Source organism: Halomonas sp. MES3-P3E (assembly GCF_002836035.1).
In the GTDB taxonomy this organism is placed as follows: domain Bacteria; phylum Pseudomonadota; class Gammaproteobacteria; order Pseudomonadales; family Halomonadaceae; genus Vreelandella; species Vreelandella arctica.
Window position 1 is genome coordinate 1 of record NZ_PJBT01000183.1, and the last position, 17,204, is coordinate 17,204.

Sequence of the window (17,204 nt, forward strand, 5' to 3'; positions counted from 1 at the left end):
ACGGGGCTTACCGGGCTATGGTTGCTGTTGGGCGCGGGGGCCTCGTTGGTTATGACCCCCTCCGGACGCCTGCTCAAACGCTCGTGTCAGCCGGAGGATCGTCCAGCGCTGTTTGCTGCCCAATTTTCCTTGTCACACAGCTGTTGGCTGGTTACTTATCCGTTGGCAGGTTGGCTGGGGGTAAACGTGGGACTGACGGGAACGTTCGCTTTGCTGGGAACGATTGCTCTGGCAGCAACGGCGCTCACAGCCCTTATCTGGCATAAATCTGACCTGAGAACTCTTGAGCACGAGCACGCAGCCATAACCCATACCCATCTGCACTACCACGATGAACACCATCAACACGAGCATGAGGGATGGGAGGGGCCGGAACCTCATCGCCATTCCCACCATCATTTTCGAGGCTCACATCGGCACGTCTTTGTTATCGATGACCACCATTCTCAGTGGCCATCACAGCACAAGCTTAGGTGAAATGTTCCATTCTTTGATCTCCACCCGATGGAGGATCTTGCCATGAACGTTTCTACTCAAAACCCCTTCACTCCTTGGAATAAAGGCAAGTTGGTTGGGCAGAAGACACCACTGCGCCTCAGAGATATCTGGGCGATCCGTGTTCGTCTACAGATTGCCAAAAAGACAAGAGACCTCGCCCTCTTCAATTTAGCCATCGATAGCAAATTACGAGGCTGCGACCTCGTCAATTTACGAGTCCGAGATATAGCCCATGGTGCGTGCATATCCCCACGAGCCATCGTGATGCAGCAAAAAACGCATCGACCTGTCCAGTTCGAAATAACCGAGCAAGCCCGTATCGCTATTATCGACTGGATACAGCTGGCTCAGCTCCGAAGCGAAGACTTCCTATTTCCCAGCCGAATCAATAGCGCAAAGCCTCTCTCAACGCGCCAATATGCCCGTATTGTGAAAGCCTGGGTTACCGAAATAGGACTAGATGCATCAATGTATGGCACGCACACGATGCGACGTACAAAAGCTTCGCTGATATACCGTCGCACGAAAAATTTAAGGGCAGTGCAACTTCTCCTGGGTCACACGAAGCTGGAAAGCACCGTCAGGTATCTAGGGGTTGAGGTAGATGACGCGTTGGAAATGGCAGAACAGACTGAAGTTTGATGAGGCTGAACGACGGCCTATTTTGGGCCGTCATTGTCCGGCCAGAAGCCGCCATTGAGACTTTCCTGATGTAACGCCAACATTCAGCAGCGGCCTTTACGTAGCGAAGCGGAGAAAAGGCCATCCGGTGGAGGGCCGAAGGCCCAGAACGAACTAGAACTAATGGTTAGATTGAAACAATATCCGCACGGCCTGAGCTGCCTGATGGGGAATCAAAACCGTAAGAGGTGGAGCCTAATGAGGTTTCGCGAGCAGGTGCTGAAAGTCGCCGCCACGCTCACCATGCATGCATTGCGGGTGACCTTGCACCTGGGAGCCGCCGCCGACAATTGGTGACCAACCCTGATGCGAGGAGGGCCAAGATTGGCCGCATTGTCCTAACCGCCACCACGACCGCCTTTCTTAAGGCATCGTCCAGTGGTCGAGGGGGCCGTGAGCAAGCGCCCCACCCTCTTTACTTGATATTATAAGCGACAAGTATTTAGAGAATAAATGAGCATATGTGGCGGTGCTGCCATGTCGTTGGCAGAAGAATAAGAGCCGGAAGCGTGCGATCAGCCACTTTAACAAGACCGTGATGAATCACGCGGGATACCAGTTGACGGCTATGGCCGCACTGAGCATTGTGGTGAAGAAAAACAGGTATGTCCCCATTTTTGTCCCCCATTTTCGATACCGGAAGCGAAATGCAGCCGTTGGTCTAATGTTAGAAGAATGGGTATGTGATTTTCGACCCACGGACATGACTGATGACTGACTACTTTGTTCAGGCGTTTATCTACCTGGTGGCGGCGGTAATAGCGGTGCCACTGGCCAGACAGTTCGGGCTGGGGTCGGTACTCGGTTACTTGGTGGCCGGTGTGGTCATAGGACCGGTGACAGGACTGGTGGGCCAGGAGGCCCTCACTCTTCAGCATTTTGCTGAGTTCGGCGTGGTAATGATGCTGTTCCTGGTGGGGATGGAGCTTGACCCCAAATCCCTTTGGGCCATGCGGGTTCGGCTGCTCGGTCTTGGCGGCCTGCAGGTCACACTGACTGCAGCCGCCGCCACCTGTTTTGCCTGGTTCCTGGGGATGGCCTGGCAAACAGCCGTGGCGGTAGGGTTTCTCTTCTCCCTTTCCTCAACAGCGATTGTCTTGCAGACACTTACCGAAAGGGGGCTAGTCAAAACCGAAGGTGGGCAGAGTGCCTTCTCAGTGCTGCTTTTCCAGGACATTGCGGTGATTCCCATGCTGGCCGTCATCCCGCTGCTGGCCGTGTCCGCAATGTCCGGTAGTGGCAGCGAGGGCGGGCATAGCAGCCTCAGCCTGGTTGAGAACCTGCCGGGCTGGGCGCATGGGCTGGCCGTTGTCGGTGCGATCGTGATCGTGATTATCTGTGGCCATTACCTGAGTCGGCCGCTGTTCCGCTACGTGGTGCGATCCGGCATGCGGGAAGTATTCACCGCCGCGTCCCTGATGCTGATTATCGGCATCGCGGCGCTGATGAGCTTGGTGAATCTGTCGCCGGCGCTCGGCGCATTCCTGGCCGGTGTGGTCCTCGCCAACAGCGAATTCCGGCACGAGTTGGAAGCCAATATCGAACCTTTCAAGGGGCTGCTGCTAGGGCTTTTCTTCATGACCGTAGGCGCGGGAATCAATTTCGGCGTTCTGGCGGCTTCTTGGGATACGGTCTTTCTTCTCGCCCTGGCGGTTATCATTGGCAAGACGCTGATTCTGTTTGGCCTGGCTTTCGCATTCGGCATCCGCGGCAGTGAAGGCTGGTTGTTCAGCCTCGGGCTGGCCCAGGCCGGTGAGTTCGGGTTCGTGCTGCTGACCTACAGTACCCAGAACCAAGTTATCCCTGCAGACACCGCTCAGGTGCTGTCACTGGTGGTGGCCCTGTCCATGTTCCTGACACCGCTGTTGTTCATTGTCTATGACCGGGTGGTGCTGCCGCGCTATCAGAAGGCTTCCAATGAAGAAGCAGAGCCGGATGAGATAGAAGAGCAGGCCCCGGTGATCGTGGCAGGGGTCGGCCGCTTCGGACAGATCGTGTGTCGTTTGCTTCGCGCCAACAACATTCCCAGCGTAGCCCTGGACCATGCTCTGGATCAGATCGAAAATCTGCGCCTGATCCAACTGAAAAGTTACTTTGGCGACGCCACCCGCATCCAGCTACTGGAAACCGCCGGCATTGCCGAGGCACGCCTGCTCGTCGTCGCCATCGATGACCGCGACCGGGCCGTGAGCCTGGTGCGTCACGTCAAACAGCTTTACCCGGAGGTTTGGATACTGGCCCGCGCCTTCGACCGCGGCCATGGTTACGAGCTGCGTGAAGCCGGCGCCGACGATGTGGTGAGCGAAACCTATTACTCCGCCCTGAAACTCGGCGGCGATGCCCTCACTGCCATGGGCGTCCACCCAGAACGCGCCCGCCGAATGACTCAATCCTTTGTCGCCAGCGAAAAAGCCAACGAAGACCAATTGTTCAGCGCCTGGCGCAACATCGAGGAAGGCATCCACTTCAGCCCGCGCTACGGGGAGCTGTTCATGAAACTGGACGAGTCACTGGGGCACGCCATGCGGGAAGACGCACGGCAAATCGAGGACGAAGCACCGGCGTGGACCCCACCGAGGAACAACGGCTGATCACTAAAACAGAATTGTCAGCGCTTATTCGCTTCCTGGTTGCGGCGTCGCTGCCGGTAGCCGTAAGTAGCGTTTCTGACGGTTTCTTCATCTTCCAGTCCGGCCCCCAGGGCGCCAGCGATAGTGGCAACCGAAGTCGCGAGCCAGGCAAGAGTGGTGTAATCGAGAAGACTGGCCCCGTGATCAAGTTGCGCTTCCAGCATGTTGGCCGGAATGAAAACGAGGACCGTGAAACAGAAAAGGCCCAGCAGGATCACGTAATAGAATACGACCCCGGCACTCAGCGTCAGGACAGTGACCGTGTTATAGAGCCGAACCAGACGTGGTGATCGGGCGTTTTTTATCGGTTCCCAAAGCGTGTGGGCAATAATGATCCAGGCAATCATCGACACCATGGCCACTCCCATCAGCAGAACAAGGCGTGGCCGGCCATAATTGGCGCTGAGCTGCCAAAGGGTGGGAAACACCAGACCATAGGCGCCGGTCGCGAACGCGACGGCGATGACGCGCTTGAAAGCAGGAAAGATGGTCGAGGGGCGGTTGGCGCGCACCATGCCTGCCAGGATGCGAAGGTTCCCGTTGATCCACGAATCGGCAATGAAGCGCACGTCAAAGGACTCTCCCTCGCCCGATAGCGTTAGCCGACGTATCGGAAACAGCTTCTCGTAGAGGTGCCTGCCCAATAGTTGCCGCGCACCTTTGCCACGCAGACTCTCGTGGACTTTATCGGATTGCTGGGTACGCTGCTCCTGACGAGTACGGTCCTCTTCGGAACTGCCATGGTGCAATTCGTTGACCAGTTGCAGGATCGCTTCGTTCAGGCGACGACGTATTGCGGTAATGCCGAAGGCAGGCAATGAAATCATCGCAACGCCATGCACCGTGCTGGTTTCAGCGATTACGAAGCGCCCGTCCTTAAAGATCGGCAAATCGGTAATGCAGATCGCGTAGTCCCACTGCTGGTCCCGCTTATACTCGAGAATACTCCCAATAATATCGTTGGAAGCCTCTGCAGCACCGATCAACGGATCGACGATCAGTTGCACCTCCCAGTTCAACCGGTCATCGACGTAGTTGGCCAGAAGTTCGGGTAACTGGTCGATTACCTTTTCGGCCATCTCAGCGGACATCTCCGGAGCAGGTACTAGGCCCACCACTTTTCGGCATGGGTTAACCGTCTGGATCCCTTCTGCTGCGGGCTGCTTGGTGTAGACCTCGTTTTGAGCCTTGGTCATAAGCGCTCCTTGACGACGTAGCTAGCGGACTTAGGAGTGGGACCCTGTAAAGCCCGCCTAGTATATCCAAGCTTAGATGAAGATTAGCATAGCGCGACTCTCGCTATAGTCATTGGAGAAATTGAAACCAAAAATTGAAGCCGGGTCCCATCAGCCGGCCTTGCTCGCTGCCCTACCCCTACCCCAAGAGATTAGATGACTGGGTCCATTAAATGCTGGCATCCCTACTGGACGCTCCACGATTACCCCATTCCGCGCTTCAGCCGGTAGATCGTATTAAGACTTTTACAACGCCGTGGAATCGTCGTGGGCATGCCTGATCCGACGAACTCTCCACCAGATCGACAGCATCACGACGGGTACCAGTACCGACATCACCGGTGTGGCAACATCGTAAATGAATGGAATTCCCTTCAGGAAATAGCCTGAAAGACTCACGACGTAATACGAAATTGCTGCCACAGACAGCCCTTCAACCGTTTGCTGAAGACGCAATTGCAGCTTGACCCGGTTGTTCATCGACGCCAGCAAGTCCCGATTCTGGCGTTCCAGTTCGACATCGACCCAGGAGCGCAGCAGTGAGATGTTTCGGGTCAGTTCGTCGGAGAGCTTGGCCTGGCGCTCTTTAACCGAAAGGCAGGTTCGCATCGCAGGAGCAATACGACGCTGAAGAAAATCCCGCCAGGTAAAGTATCCGGACACCCCCTCTTCCAATAGCGCTGCCAACCTCTCTTCAACGATCTCGTAGTAAGCCCGGCTGGCGCCAAATCGATAGAGATTCGCAGCAACGCAGGCCTCCAACTTTGCCGCCAAACTGGTCAGTTCTGACAGAAGGAGGTGGTTGTCACGCCGCGCTTCCGAGTTCGTCGACATCTCATCAGTCATCATGGCCAGTTGTGACTCCATGCTTCGCAGCTCCTTCGTCATTGACCTAGTCAACGGCAACGACAATAAGGCCAAAGTCCGATAGGTCTCAATCTCCAGAAGACGTTGCGCCAGCGCACCTGCTCGCGCGGGTTTCAAATCACGCGCAAGGATCAGGATGTGCGTCAGGCCGTCGTCATCCTGTCGGAAATCGGTCAGGATGGCAGCGTTCCCACTTTCTACTAGCGAGTAACAAAGGCTGGAAGTATCGAAGCGATCTACCTCCTTCTCAGTATCTGAATTCCATGGAAGAAAGGTCAGGCGCACGCCCGATACCACCGGGCCTGGAGGGATGAATCCATGCTTGAACGGATTCTCGCCGCATGGTTCTCCGGTTTCGGGATCAAGCTCGGCACACCACAGATACGTCGAATACTCCGTGTGTTTTTCGCAGTGCAGGTCTCCGTCGTCCCAGGCCAAGCCGTGAAATGACGTGGATTGGTCAGGCTCAGCCACGCCGAGACGACCAGACAACTCATTCACCGCCAACTTATCCTTAGTCAGATCTCCTCCCGTCATGAAAGCGAACTGCAACATCTGCCTCGGGGCCTGAATCATGAGGTGTGGGCGTGCATGCACTTCGTTCACGGCCGCCGCCCTATCGGCATAGGCCGGCATTCCATACACGGTGTCGGTTGAGGCCGGCTGACCGTTCGGATTGTGGGTCGACTCGGCCATAATGACCTCAGGTTGACGGGTAAAGGAAATACAGAGTGGAACTCTAGTAACACTATAGCCCACTACGCGAAGGTAAACCCTGGGCACCTTTGCTTCCTTCTCCCAGCGGATTTCACTTCGATCATCGTCGTAGACGAAGCGCAGGCTATCACCTTCCTCTATGTCGCCCCGCAACACGGCACTCGCAAGGCGCGTCTCGATCAGGGATCGGATCTGGCGACGACGTTCGCGCGCCCCAAACTCCGGCCGGTAGCCGACATCCGCCAAGTGGTCGATGAGTGAGTTGTCGAACTCCACCGTCAAGCCCTGCCCGTGCGCGATACGCTTCACGCGTTCGAGCTGCAGGCCTACGATGTCACGGATCTGTTTGCGGTCGAGCGCGTGGAACACGATGATCTCATCAATGCGGTTGATGAACTCCGGGCGGAGATAGCGACGAAGCACGTTCAACAGCTCCGACTTCAATTCCGCGTCGTCCTTGCGCTTGTCCTCCTCTCTGGGCTTAGATAGCTAAGAGTACTTAAGGAATGCGCCTTACCGTAATCTCAGGTGAGCTTCGCTTTTACATGTATGCGCGTTTAATATTCTTGGCACCTTGAACTCCGAACAGAAAACAAGGTACCTATTGAGACACCCAACCGGCCAAGAGAATTGTCGTCAACTGGTCATCCTAATTGTCGCCGAACATCCCCCCGGCAATCGAGGGGGGCTGCGTAGGGCCGTGTGGCCCTACGCAGCGTGACCTGATTGAGTCAAGGCCGGGTTGTCATGCAGGCAGTTTGGCTGCAAGCAGTTCGACCTTCTCGATATTGGGCGGAGAACTGAGCAAGGTCGCGGCGTTGGCCATCAAGGCCGCGGCGATCTGGCCGTTCAGATGTGCCTGGCGACCTGCCTCATCGGCAAAGGCATCGAACACACCGAACGTCGAAGGGCCAAACTTCAATGCAAACCAGGCAGTGGTGCCGGATTCGGCGTTGGCGAGCGGCAGTGCGCTGGCCAGGAAGTCGGCAAGCGCAGCCTCCTGGCCGGGTTTGGCTTCGAGGCGAACAAACAGGGCGAGCTTGGTCATATTGTAATCCTTTGGGTAAATGGTTTAGGTGAAAGCACCGACGAGCCTGCAGTCTAAGTCTTCATGACAACCATTTATATAGACAAAAATGACAACTTTGATATCATTATTGCCATGAAACTTCATATCCTTGTTTGTGATGGCGTGTTTGATCTGGGGCTTGCGGCGCTCACTGACACAGTGGGCTTGGCCAATGCGATGTCGAGCTCGCTGCCACAGGCTCCCGCGCACATAGAGCTCACGCTGGTGGGCGTGCGGCGTCGCATCCTAACGGCGCAGGGCTTGACGGTCCCCGTGGTCACTGCGCGTGGTGTGCCGGAACCAGACGTCGTGCTCGTGCCCGCGTTTGGTGACAAGATGCCTGACACGCTCTCGGCTCGGCTCACACGCCCCGACGTGCCCGATGCGGTCGCCGCGCTACAGCTGTGGTCCACCGCTGGCGCGCACCTTGGTGCCGCCTGCTCCGGTAGTTTCTTACTTGCAGAGAGTGGCCTGCTTGATGGGCATCGTGCGACGACGTCATGGTGGCTGGGGCCGATGTTTCGGCAGCGCTATCCGAACGTCACGTTGGACGAGTCACGCATGATCGTGAACTCGACACGCTTCACTACCGCGGGTGCCGCTTTGGCCCACGTTGACTTGGCCTTGCACATCATCCGGGGGCGCAGTCCGGCGCTGGCGGCCCTGGTGGCACGCTATCTGCTGGTCGAGGCACGCAGTTCGCAAGCCGAGTTCGTGATTCCCGACCACCTTGCGCATGCCGACCCAATGGTGGAGCGCTTCGAGAGCTGGGCCAGACGTCGGCTCGCGCAGGGGTTCTCGCTGGCGGAGGCGGCCAGCGCCGCGGGCACAAGCGAGCGCACCTTGGCGCGGCGGCTGCAAAGCGTTTTGGGCAAGACACCACTGTCGTATTTCCAGGACCTGCGCGTGGAGCATGCCGTCCATCTCTTGCGCACCGGAAACGCCAGCGTCGACCAGGTCGCCACACAGGTCGGGTATTCGGATGGGGCGACCCTGCGGGCCCTGCTGCGCCGCAAGCTGGGCCGGGGTGTCAGGGAGTTGCGACGCGGCGGATGACCAGAGGCGTTTGGTATATGTACGGCTGGAGACCGCCGCGAAACTGACGCAGGCCAAACGGCGCATTTGGACAAACTGACAAAACTACTGCCCGCCACGGCGCGCAAGCTCCAGTTTGACCCTGGACAAAGTTTTGCTGGCAATGCCGTAGTTGAGCAAATCAATGATTGAGCAACGCTGTGCCCTGACGATGCGGCGGCTCACCGTCCCCGCGCTAGCTGACAGAGCAATTCTGCCGACAGCATGGGGGAGCAGCTACTTTTTCAACAGAGTCGGCCAATAGCGGTCATCAGGGCTGGCTTGAGTCGGGGCCGAAGGATTACGCTCTCAGCCCCATAATTGCTGGTCAGACAGTTACCACGATCTTGCCGATCTGCTGATTGGCTTCAAGGAAACGATGGGCATCCTGGATGTCGCTAAGTGCGAATGTCTTTGCGATGATCGGGCGCAACGCACCGGACTTCAACCCTTGCAGAATAAAAGCCTTCGCTCTCTCCAGGGCTTCAGGGTCGGCCACAATCTCTGCGTAGAGATAACCCTTCAAAGTCAGGCTTTTGCCCAGCACGGTAAACAGTGGGAATGGTGTCGGTTCAGAGCTGAGTGCGCCGTACACCAGCAAAATTCCGCCCCGCGCCATGCTCTGCGTGAGAGGTTCAAAGGACGGCCCGCCTACAGGATCGAATACAACGCGAGCGCCTTGACCGGCAGTTATCGTCATAACACGCTCGACGATATCCTCTTCATCGCTGACGATGACATGCGCAGCGCCTGCATCAAGCAGGGCTTGCTTCTTCGCGTGAGTTCGAGTGATCGCAATCGATGTGGCGCCGACCATTCGAGCTATTTGGAAGGCGGCCAAGCCAACACTGCTTGACGCGGCGGTAACGATGACAAAATCGCCCTGCCGTAGCTTCGCCTGTTCAATCAATGCTCCCCAGGCGGTGACGTACTGCATCCAAGACGCCGCAGCCTCTTCAAAGGACAAGTTCTCAGGGCTCTTTACCACCAGGTGGGCTGGTACATTGGCCAACTCGCCGTAGGTGCCCCAGCGAGCAATATCCAAAGGTGGGATCAGAGCGACCGAGTCACCAATAGTGATCTCGGTTACGTCGCTCCCAACTGCCGTTACGATGCCTGCGGCCTCGTAGCCTAAGCGGCTGGGGAACTCCGCTTCTTGTAGGTATGCGTGATTGCGGAACATCACTTCGGCTCGGTTCAAGCCAATAGCTTTAACACTAATCTGCACCTCGTTTGCTGCTGGTGCCGATACTTCCAGATCCTCCAGCTTCAAAACGCTGGCGTCACCGTATTCATGAATTCTGACAATGCGTGCCATATAGATACCTCGTTTATCAATGGGCCTCGACGTACATCCGGAAAGTATCCGGGCACTCGAAAGGTAACAAAAATTTAGTCATTGGTTGGCGCTAAATAATGGCCTACGACGGCGTATTACTTGGCGGCTGTCAAAGTATGAAGACCTGTAGCCATGGCGCATCCTCCTGATGAGGGCTGAAGAATGCACCATGACTTCCTGGGTCTGCATACCTAGATTCTTTCTTGCAGCGCCTTTAAGAAGGCGTCGATATTCTCATCGTGGCGTTTGTAGTAGGTCCAGGGGCCGATCCGCTGCGATGTCACCAATTGCGCGCGCTGTAGAGCGGCGAGATAAAGCGATGTCGTTGACTGCGAGAGGCCCGTGCGCTCTTGGATGATACTGACGCACACGCCTACCGTTTCTGGGTCGACCTCCTGCCCGGGAAAGGCTGTCCTGGGATCCTTGAGCCAATTGAGGATGGTAAGGCGCATCGGGTTCGCCAATGCTTTCAGGGCTTCGTTGACGTCAATAGTCATGAATTTTTTATACCTACTCTTCCGATATCTGGATATCTTCCTGATTCACGCAGCAAATTGGAAGGCTTCACCATGATCTCCGCGCCTGCCCTTCGCAGTGATGGGCAGGCTTGGACTGGAATCCTATTGTCCTGTCAGGTAGGACTATCGGACACCTGTGCGCCGAATTGCGGGACGATATGTTTGCCAAGTTCCTCGATAACCTCTGCTGCGGGGCGTTTACCATACTTGAGGTTCAGGATGACGTGATCTACACCGATTTCCTGAAGTGTATCCAGCAAGGCCAGAAGATGGTTACGTCCCAGTCGGAATCCTAGATGGATAGGCGAGGGCGGCGTGGATGGGTGTTCGTCCAGGTCGATATACAGCGATTGCAAGAACGGCTTGTAGATAGTGCCACATTGTTTAGCCGTTTCCTGTCGCCAATCTTCCACGATGAGTCGCTGTATTTTTGGCGGACGTGGATAGTTGATCCATCCATGGCTTTCACGCGCGATCCAATCGAGCGACTGGCGGCTATGTCCGGTTACGAATAGCGGTATTTCCCGAGTCGTAGGTTTGGGAACGAGATCGGCCCCCAGTAACTCACCGTGACTCCAGCGAATGGGCTCGAAGTGTGTTCGATGGGCTTGGCGTATCACATTGAGGTTTTCTTGAAAGGTCTCGCCGCGCTGTTCTGGATCAACGCTGAATGCGGGAAACTCCACGGGACGATCGCCAGAGGCTACTCCCAGGAGCAAGCGACCTCCGCTCAACTGATCAATGCTCGCTGCGGCCTTTGCCGTGTGCAAGGGATTACGCAAAGTAAGGGCGATGGAGGCGGTGCCTAGTGCGATTTTTGTTGTATGGGCTGCCATGTAGCCCAGATACACCCAAGGGTCGAAAACCTGGCCGACATCACCGAAGCTTGGGTCCCTGAGCGGCACATCGCGAAACCAGAGTGCCGAAAAACCTAGTGCCTCTGCACGTTTGGCCAGCGCGACCTGATCTAGCATGCGCGGTGTGTCACCCTGGAAAGCCTCCAGGGGAAAGAACAGCCCAAGGCTTAGATGACCCTGTCTGAAGGTCTGTTTGAATCCCCTATGCTCTTGGTAGGGAATCGTACTCGGTTGGTACATGCTTAACTTCCTCGGTCAGCAAACGCAGAGCCACGCCCCTGAGTTATGGGGCGTGGCTCTGAGCGCTTAGGGTTTGTAAGTCGGGTAGTCGGTGTAGCCCTTATCGGTACCGCCGTACATGCTGCTTGGATCAAGTGGGTTAAGCGGCCAGTTGTTGGCGATACGCGCGGGCAGGTCGGGGTTCGCAATGAAGGGGCGACCAAAAGCGATCAGGTCGGCCCAGCCAGCTTTTATCACGCGATTTGCTCGTTCAGCGGTGTACTTGCCGGCATAGATAATCTTGCCGCTGAAAGTCTTACGAACAGCTTCCCGGAACGTCTCAGGCAGCTCGGGTGCGTTGTCCCAATCGGCTTCGGCGAGCGACAGGTAGGCAATGCCCGCTTCCTCGAGGATCTTCACTGCCTCGATGTAGGTTTGGTGAGGGTCTTCTTCGACCAGGCCGAGGTAAACGCGGTCTTCGTCTGTGGTCGCGAACAGCGGGGCGAAGCGAACGCCAACGCGCTCCTTGCCGACCACACCAGCAACGGCGAGTGTGATTTCGCGCAGGAAACGAAGACGATTCTGCAGCGAACCGCCATATTCATCATCACGCTGGTTGGTATGGGCCGAAATGAACTGGTTTACCAGGTACCCGTTCGCGCAGTGAAGCTCCACCCCGTCAAAACCTGCTTCCAGAGCATTTCGGGCTGCTTGGGCGTAGAGCTCAACCAGTTCCTTTACCTCCTCGGTGGACAGGGCTCGTGGGGTCGATGGGTCGGCCAGTGTACCCGTGCCGGGGCCAGTTTCGATGAACACCTTGACGTTGTCCGCGCGGATGGCTGATGGCGCGACGGGTGCTTCACCACCGGGTTGCAGCGATGTGTGCGACACGCGGCCCACATGCCAAAGTTGAGCAAAGATCACCCCTCCTTCGGCGTGAACAGCGTCGGTGACCTTACGCCAGCCTTGTATCTGTTCCGGGCTATGAATGCCGGGTGTCCAGGCATAACCCTGTCCTCGGGGCTCAATCTGTGTGCCCTCGGTCACCATGAAGCCAGCACCGCTGCGCTGACGGTAATAGGTGGCCATCAGGTCGTTCGCAATATTGCCGGGTTGGGAGCTGCGCGAACGCGTCAGTGGCGGCAGAACGATACGGTTCTTGAGGGTGTATGGGCCCAGCTGAGTGGTTTTAAAAAGTTCTGAGTGTGTCATTTTGCTTACCTGCATATCTAAAATATTCGATGTCGTAGGTCGAAAAACATGGATCAACGAGCTCTGAAGAGCCTAGCGGTGCTTCGTTGAGGCTGACGTAGATATTCTTCTTCTGGCTGTAGGCTTCCAGCATTGACTTGTGAGTTTCCCGTCCTGGGCCAGATTTCTTATCGCCACCAAAGGGGCATGGGCTGAGGTCTCATGGTAGGTATCGCTGGAATCTTTCATGGGGGTACCACCTGAGGTTTCTAGTGCGGGTTACGAGTCAAGGCTATTCGCAATATCTATATATGTCAATATGTCGCTATTATTTCCGGCACGTATGCATATTTTCACGCCCTTGCAGCTCACTTCTGGATCAGCTGGGAACGCGCCGTGCTTCGCACCAGGGTTGTCTATGAGTCTCAGGCTATTCCCCCAGGCCCTGGGGAAATAGCCTGGGGTTTGAGAAAGCCTGCTTAAGGTGGTCGTACACCAATCGCACCCGCTTCGATACAGGACCCTGCTGCGGGCGGTATATGAACAGATCCCATGGTGCTGGAGCGTGATCAGCCAAAACGGCAACCAGCTTTCCTGACCGCAGATGAGGCTCAGCCAGATAGGCAGGAATTTGGCCAAAACACATGCCTGCCAGGGTGGCTTCCAATTCCGTATCTGGATCATCACAGATAAGCGCTGGCTGCCTGGGCGCGAACGTTTGCCCGTCGGCAAATAGCCAAGGCCAAGGGCGGCCATTTTTCCGGTCGATCAGGACTGAAAGTGGCAGCTTAGCTAAGGCATCCAAAGATTCAGGTGGTGTCTTTTGGCCTATGAGAGACGGGCACGCGACAACGTAAAACGGCACGGGAGCTAAGGCACGTGCAACGTAGCGCCGGTCGCGAATAACCCCCACCCGGATACCAATATCGATATGCGCTTCAACGGCATCAGTCATCTGATCTTCCAAGCGGAGATCGAATTGCAGGTCAGGATGTGCAGCGGCCAGGGGCTGAAGAAACGGTATTAGGAAGCGCCTGCCAATAGCATGTGGCGCCGTAATCCCCACCCTACCTGACAGCTCAGGCTCCGTCCTGTGCGACCGGAATAGCGTATCGAAATGATCCAGAGCTGACCTGGCATCTTTGGCGTAATCCTGACCGAAAGCAGTGATGCTCACCTGGCGGGTATTGCGGTGGAACAGTGATTCGCCAAGCTCAGTTTCCAGGGCTTGAATGGCTCGAGTCACCCCTTGTGGGGAGATGCCTAATCGAGTTGCCGCTTCGCGGAAGCTACCTGCCTCTGCTGCTGTGCAAAAAATCCTGACCATCTCCATGCGGTTAAGCATGTTGCCCCTCCCATTTATTCCATTTTCAGGAATAGCATAATCCAATCATTTCCATTTATTGAGATCAATCATGGGTCTAAAGTTTGCGCACTGCCAGGTTAACCAACCATGGCGAAGTATAAAACCACCGATGAGGTTCTTAGCATGAGCAATAACATTTCTGGAAAAGTTGTCGTTATCACCGGTGCCAGTAGCGGCCTGGGTGAGGTTACTGCACGCCACCTTGCTGCGCTTGGCGCTCGCGTAGTGCTGGCTGCACGCCGCAAAGATAAACTCGACGCATTGGTGGCTGAGCTGACCAATGCAGGTGGTCAGGCAATCGCGTATCAGACCGATGTCACCTCTCAGGAAGAGGTCAAAACACTCATTCAAGGTGCCGTGGACACCTACGGTCGCATTGATGTACTGATCAACAATGCCGGACTGATGGCGATTGCACCGCTCAGCGATACTCGCACTGACGAGTGGGATCGCATGATCGATATTAACATCAAGGGTCTGCTGTACGGAGTCGCGGCTGCATTGCCAGTCTTCCAGAAACAAAACAGTGGTCACTTCATCAACATCGCATCGGTTGCAGGCGTGAAGGTGTTCAGCCCGGGTGGCACCGTGTACAGTGGCACCAAGTTTGCTGTGCGGGCTATCTCCGAAGGACTGCGTCACGAAGTCGGTGGCAGCATCCGCACCACGACTATCGAGCCGGGCGCCGTGGACTCCGAACTGAAATTCGGCAGCACCCACCAACAGAGCCGCGATTTCGTGGTGGATTTCTACAAGCATGCAATTCCCGCCGAATCCGTCGCGCGAGCTATCGCCTTCGCAATTGAGCAGCCTGCTGACGTGGATATTAACGAGATCGTTCTGCGCCCAACCGTGCAGGAATTCTAATGAGTTGAGGGCCTGTCTCTTCGGCGTCAGGCCCCGCTTATCTGGAGTGAAAAGCGGTGAGTGCCACATGGCCCGGAAGAAAAGAAGCAAGCGCTCGATGCAGGTGCTGAATGCCCTGCAATTCTTCAGCAGCTTGCGGCTGTTCGTGGAGCTGTCAACGGATTGATGGCAACGGTTCTGGAGAGCTATCTAAGGGAAGAGTTTCCCAGTAGCGAAATCAGGAGCGATTCGCAGAACAAGTCCATTGACGAGACCATCTCCATCGTCCGCTCCTACCTGCGGTAGAGGCGCCAGGGTACCCTCGGTGAGGGAAAACTTAGTTAGCTAGTAAAGGAAGCGACATCATGAAATCACGTGCAGCAGTTGCCTTCGGGCCTGGAAAGCCACTGGAAATCGTCGAGATCGACGTCGAGCCGCCGCGCAAGGGCGAGGTGCTTGTCAGGATCACGAATACCGGCGTTTGCCATACCGACGCCTTCACCCTGTCGGGCGAGGACCCGGAAGGCGTGTTCCCGGCGGTGCTGGGCCATGAGGGGGCCGGCATCGTGGTCGAGGTCGGCGAGGGCGTGACCTCGGTCAAGCCGGGTGACCACGTGATCCCGCTGTACACCGCCGAGTGCGGTGAGTGCCTGTTCTGCAAGAGCGGCAAGACCAACCTGTGCGTGGCGGTGCGCGCCACCCAAGGCAAGGGCGTGATGCCCGATGGCACTACCCGCTTCAGCTACAACGGCCAGCCGATATACCACTACATGGGCTGCTCGACCTTCTCCGAATACACCGTGGTGGCCGAGGTCTCGCTGGCCAAGATCAACCCGGACGCCAATCCCGAGCATGTTTGCCTGCTGGGTTGCGGTGTGACCACCGGCATCGGCGCTGTTCACAACACGGCCAAGGTTCAGCCGGGTGACTCTGTGGCCATCTTCGGCCTCGGCGGTATCGGGCTCGCTGCGATTCAGGGGGCACGCCAGGCCAAGGCAGGTCGCATCATCGCCATCGACACCAATCCAGCGAAGTTCGAGCTGGCTCGTACCTTCGGCGCGACCGAATGCCTCAACCCGAAGGACTTCGACAAGCCGATTCACGAGGTTCTCATCGAGATGACCGGTTGGGGTGTCGATCACACCTTCGAGTGCATCGGCAACGTCAACGTGATGCGCTCGGCACTGGAAGCAGCACATCGTGGCTGGGGCCAGTCGATCGTCATCGGCGTGGCTGGTGCAGGCAAGGAAATTTCGACGCGCCCGTTCCAGTTGATCACCGGTCGCACCTGGAAGGGCTCGGCTTTCGGCGGGGTCAAGGGCCGCACTCAACTTCCCGGCATGGTGGAGGACGCAATGAAAGGCGAGATCGATCTCGCCCCGTTCGTCACCCACACCATGGGCCTCGACGACATCAACAAGGCCTTCGACCTGATGCATGAAGGCAAGTCGATTCGCACGGTGATCCACTACTGACCGCCCACTACCCATTCAACACCAACCACCAAGGAAATTAATCATGTCCACTCCTGTCATTTCTGGCGATGGCATCTTTTCGCACATCTTTATCGGCGCTGCCGACCTTCAGAAGTCGGTCGCGTTCTACGACGCCGCTCTGGGTGCTCTTGGCATCAAGAACCTCGGTCCTTTCAACAACGGATGGGTACTTTTCGGTCGCGAAAAGCCGGCTTTCATCATCGCCCGCCCGGGCAATGGTGAAGCGCCTTCCAGCAACGGCGTGACGATCGGCTTTGCGGCCGCCACTCCCGCTGAAGTGGATGCCTTCCACGCCGCCGGCCTTGCCGCAGGCGGCACTGACGAGGGCCAGCCTGGCGCACGTGGTCACCTGCCGGGTGCCTATGCGGCCTACCTGCGTGATCCGGCGGGCAACAAGATCTGCTCGTACACCTTCGTCTGAAAGCAAGGAAGCTGAGAGCGTTCTGACAGGGTCAGCACAAGCCTCTATTATACGGTGAGCCTGTTAGACGGACTGTGTAACGCGGTGCCTGCTCATGAAGATCGGCCCGCAGCCATGTGCGAAACACATGGCTGCGGGCATTTGTTTTGAAGCGTGCTTTTCAACCAATGAGAAATGAGG

16 protein-coding genes and 1 pseudogene are annotated in these 17,204 nt (G+C 56.6%); 9 read left to right on the forward strand and 8 right to left on the reverse strand.

The genetic code is table 11. The features are described from left to right. The 4 genes and pseudogenes from CXF87_RS22125 to CXF87_RS13400 all read left to right on the forward strand — a co-directional run. A partial coding sequence (locus tag CXF87_RS22125) for an MFS transporter (protein WP_332870654.1) occupies positions 1-477 on the forward strand: 477 nt, incomplete at its 5' end. A gap of 42 nt (positions 478-519) precedes the next feature. Further along, complete coding sequence (locus CXF87_RS13390; protein WP_101146939.1) at positions 520-1,140, forward strand: tyrosine-type recombinase/integrase; 621 nt, start codon at positions 520-522, stop codon at positions 1,138-1,140. 141 nt (positions 1,141-1,281) lie between these two features. After that, positions 1,282-1,476, forward strand: a pseudogene (locus tag CXF87_RS22130) (IS1380 family transposase); the annotation flags it as partial. Between the two features lie 413 nt (positions 1,477-1,889). Continuing rightward, positions 1,890-3,770: a monovalent cation:proton antiporter-2 (CPA2) family protein gene (locus tag CXF87_RS13400; RefSeq protein ID WP_101146941.1), complete on the forward strand. Its 1,881-nt coding sequence runs from the start codon at positions 1,890-1,892 to the stop codon at positions 3,768-3,770. A gap of 17 nt (positions 3,771-3,787) precedes the next feature. Here CXF87_RS13400 and CXF87_RS13405 read toward each other — a convergent pair whose 3' ends face one another. The 3 genes from CXF87_RS13405 to CXF87_RS13415 all read right to left on the reverse strand — a co-directional run bounded on the left by CXF87_RS13405 (position 3,788) and on the right by CXF87_RS13415 (position 7,676). Further along, positions 3,788-5,005, reverse strand: coding sequence for a hypothetical protein (locus CXF87_RS13405; RefSeq protein ID WP_101146942.1), 1,218 nt, complete (start codon positions 5,003-5,005; stop codon positions 3,788-3,790). 285 nt (positions 5,006-5,290) lie between these two features. Next, a complete protein-coding gene (locus CXF87_RS13410) occupies positions 5,291-7,072 on the reverse strand; it encodes a DUF3422 family protein (RefSeq protein WP_101146943.1) in 1,782 nt (593 codons plus the stop codon). A 301-nt stretch (positions 7,073-7,373) separates the two neighbouring features. After that, the gene (locus CXF87_RS13415; protein WP_007182542.1) at positions 7,374-7,676 is read right to left on the reverse strand and encodes a putative quinol monooxygenase; all 303 of its coding nucleotides are present in this window, start codon (positions 7,674-7,676) and stop codon (positions 7,374-7,376) included. 768 nt (positions 7,677-8,444) lie between these two features. Between CXF87_RS13415 and CXF87_RS22435 the strand changes: the two genes are divergently transcribed. Beyond that, complete coding sequence (locus tag CXF87_RS22435; RefSeq protein ID WP_412458233.1) at positions 8,445-8,753, forward strand: helix-turn-helix domain-containing protein; 309 nt, start codon at positions 8,445-8,447, stop codon at positions 8,751-8,753. Positions 8,754-9,099: 346 nt separating this feature from the next. Here CXF87_RS22435 and CXF87_RS13430 read toward each other — a convergent pair whose 3' ends face one another. From CXF87_RS13430 to CXF87_RS13450, 5 genes are all read right to left on the reverse strand, one after another. Next, positions 9,100-10,089 carry a zinc-dependent alcohol dehydrogenase family protein gene (locus CXF87_RS13430; RefSeq protein WP_003291522.1) on the reverse strand — a complete coding sequence of 330 codons (990 nt, stop codon included), beginning with the start codon at positions 10,087-10,089 and terminating at the stop codon, positions 9,100-9,102. Positions 10,090-10,301: 212 nt separating this feature from the next. Further along, the gene (locus CXF87_RS13435) at positions 10,302-10,607 is read right to left on the reverse strand and encodes an ArsR/SmtB family transcription factor (RefSeq protein WP_036993197.1); all 306 of its coding nucleotides are present in this window, start codon (positions 10,605-10,607) and stop codon (positions 10,302-10,304) included. A 134-nt stretch (positions 10,608-10,741) separates the two neighbouring features. Next, on the reverse strand, positions 10,742-11,725 hold the full coding sequence (locus tag CXF87_RS13440) for an LLM class oxidoreductase (RefSeq protein WP_101146945.1): 984 nt from the start codon (positions 11,723-11,725) through the stop codon (positions 10,742-10,744). Between the two features lie 66 nt (positions 11,726-11,791). Continuing rightward, positions 11,792-12,916 carry an alkene reductase gene (locus CXF87_RS13445; RefSeq protein ID WP_101146946.1) on the reverse strand — a complete coding sequence of 375 codons (1,125 nt, stop codon included), beginning with the start codon at positions 12,914-12,916 and terminating at the stop codon, positions 11,792-11,794. A 409-nt stretch (positions 12,917-13,325) separates the two neighbouring features. Beyond that, entirely contained in the window at positions 13,326-14,240 is a 915-nt protein-coding gene (locus tag CXF87_RS13450) for a LysR family transcriptional regulator (RefSeq protein ID WP_101146947.1), read from the reverse strand. Between the two features lie 108 nt (positions 14,241-14,348). Here CXF87_RS13450 and CXF87_RS13455 point away from each other — a divergent pair, with 108 nt between their 5' ends. From CXF87_RS13455 to CXF87_RS13470, 4 genes are read left to right on the forward strand one after another with little or no spacing between them, the layout of a single operon-like run. After that, the gene (locus tag CXF87_RS13455; RefSeq protein ID WP_232774929.1) at positions 14,349-15,128 is read left to right on the forward strand and encodes an SDR family oxidoreductase; all 780 of its coding nucleotides are present in this window, start codon (positions 14,349-14,351) and stop codon (positions 15,126-15,128) included. Between the two features lie 60 nt (positions 15,129-15,188). Beyond that, positions 15,189-15,413, forward strand: a complete 225-nt coding sequence (locus CXF87_RS13460) for a metal-sensing transcriptional repressor (RefSeq protein ID WP_012218028.1) — start codon at positions 15,189-15,191, stop codon at positions 15,411-15,413. A gap of 59 nt (positions 15,414-15,472) precedes the next feature. After that, positions 15,473-16,582, forward strand: coding sequence for an S-(hydroxymethyl)glutathione dehydrogenase/class III alcohol dehydrogenase (locus tag CXF87_RS13465; RefSeq protein ID WP_003291553.1), 1,110 nt, complete (start codon positions 15,473-15,475; stop codon positions 16,580-16,582). A gap of 43 nt (positions 16,583-16,625) precedes the next feature. Next, the gene (locus CXF87_RS13470) at positions 16,626-17,024 is read left to right on the forward strand and encodes a VOC family protein (RefSeq protein ID WP_101146948.1); all 399 of its coding nucleotides are present in this window, start codon (positions 16,626-16,628) and stop codon (positions 17,022-17,024) included. Positions 17,025-17,204: the final 180 nt, after the last annotated feature.

Bases quoted from the DNA above. Each gene is read 5' to 3' on its own strand.
- CXF87_RS13390 (WP_101146939.1), top strand. From the start codon at position 520: ATGAACGTTTCTACTCAAAACCCCTTCACTCCTTGGAATAAAGGCAAG.
- CXF87_RS13400 (WP_101146941.1), top strand. From the start codon at position 1,890: ATGACTGACTACTTTGTTCAGGCGTTTATCTACCTGGTGGCGGCGGTA.
- CXF87_RS13405 (WP_101146942.1), bottom strand. From the start codon at position 5,005: ATGACCAAGGCTCAAAACGAGGTCTACACCAAGCAGCCCGCAGCAGAA.
- CXF87_RS13415 (WP_007182542.1), bottom strand. From the start codon at position 7,676: ATGACCAAGCTCGCCCTGTTTGTTCGCCTCGAAGCCAAACCCGGCCAG.
- CXF87_RS22435 (WP_412458233.1), top strand. From the start codon at position 8,445: ATGGTGGAGCGCTTCGAGAGCTGGGCCAGACGTCGGCTCGCGCAGGGG.
- CXF87_RS13430 (WP_003291522.1), bottom strand. From the start codon at position 10,089: ATGGCACGCATTGTCAGAATTCATGAATACGGTGACGCCAGCGTTTTG.
- CXF87_RS13435 (WP_036993197.1), bottom strand. From the start codon at position 10,607: ATGACTATTGACGTCAACGAAGCCCTGAAAGCATTGGCGAACCCGATG.
- CXF87_RS13440 (WP_101146945.1), bottom strand. From the start codon at position 11,725: ATGTACCAACCGAGTACGATTCCCTACCAAGAGCATAGGGGATTCAAA.
- CXF87_RS13445 (WP_101146946.1), bottom strand. From the start codon at position 12,916: ATGACACACTCAGAACTTTTTAAAACCACTCAGCTGGGCCCATACACC.
- CXF87_RS13450 (WP_101146947.1), bottom strand. From the start codon at position 14,240: ATGCTTAACCGCATGGAGATGGTCAGGATTTTTTGCACAGCAGCAGAG.
- CXF87_RS13455 (WP_232774929.1), top strand. From the start codon at position 14,349: ATGGCGAAGTATAAAACCACCGATGAGGTTCTTAGCATGAGCAATAAC.
- CXF87_RS13465 (WP_003291553.1), top strand. From the start codon at position 15,473: ATGAAATCACGTGCAGCAGTTGCCTTCGGGCCTGGAAAGCCACTGGAA.
- CXF87_RS13470 (WP_101146948.1), top strand. From the start codon at position 16,626: ATGTCCACTCCTGTCATTTCTGGCGATGGCATCTTTTCGCACATCTTT.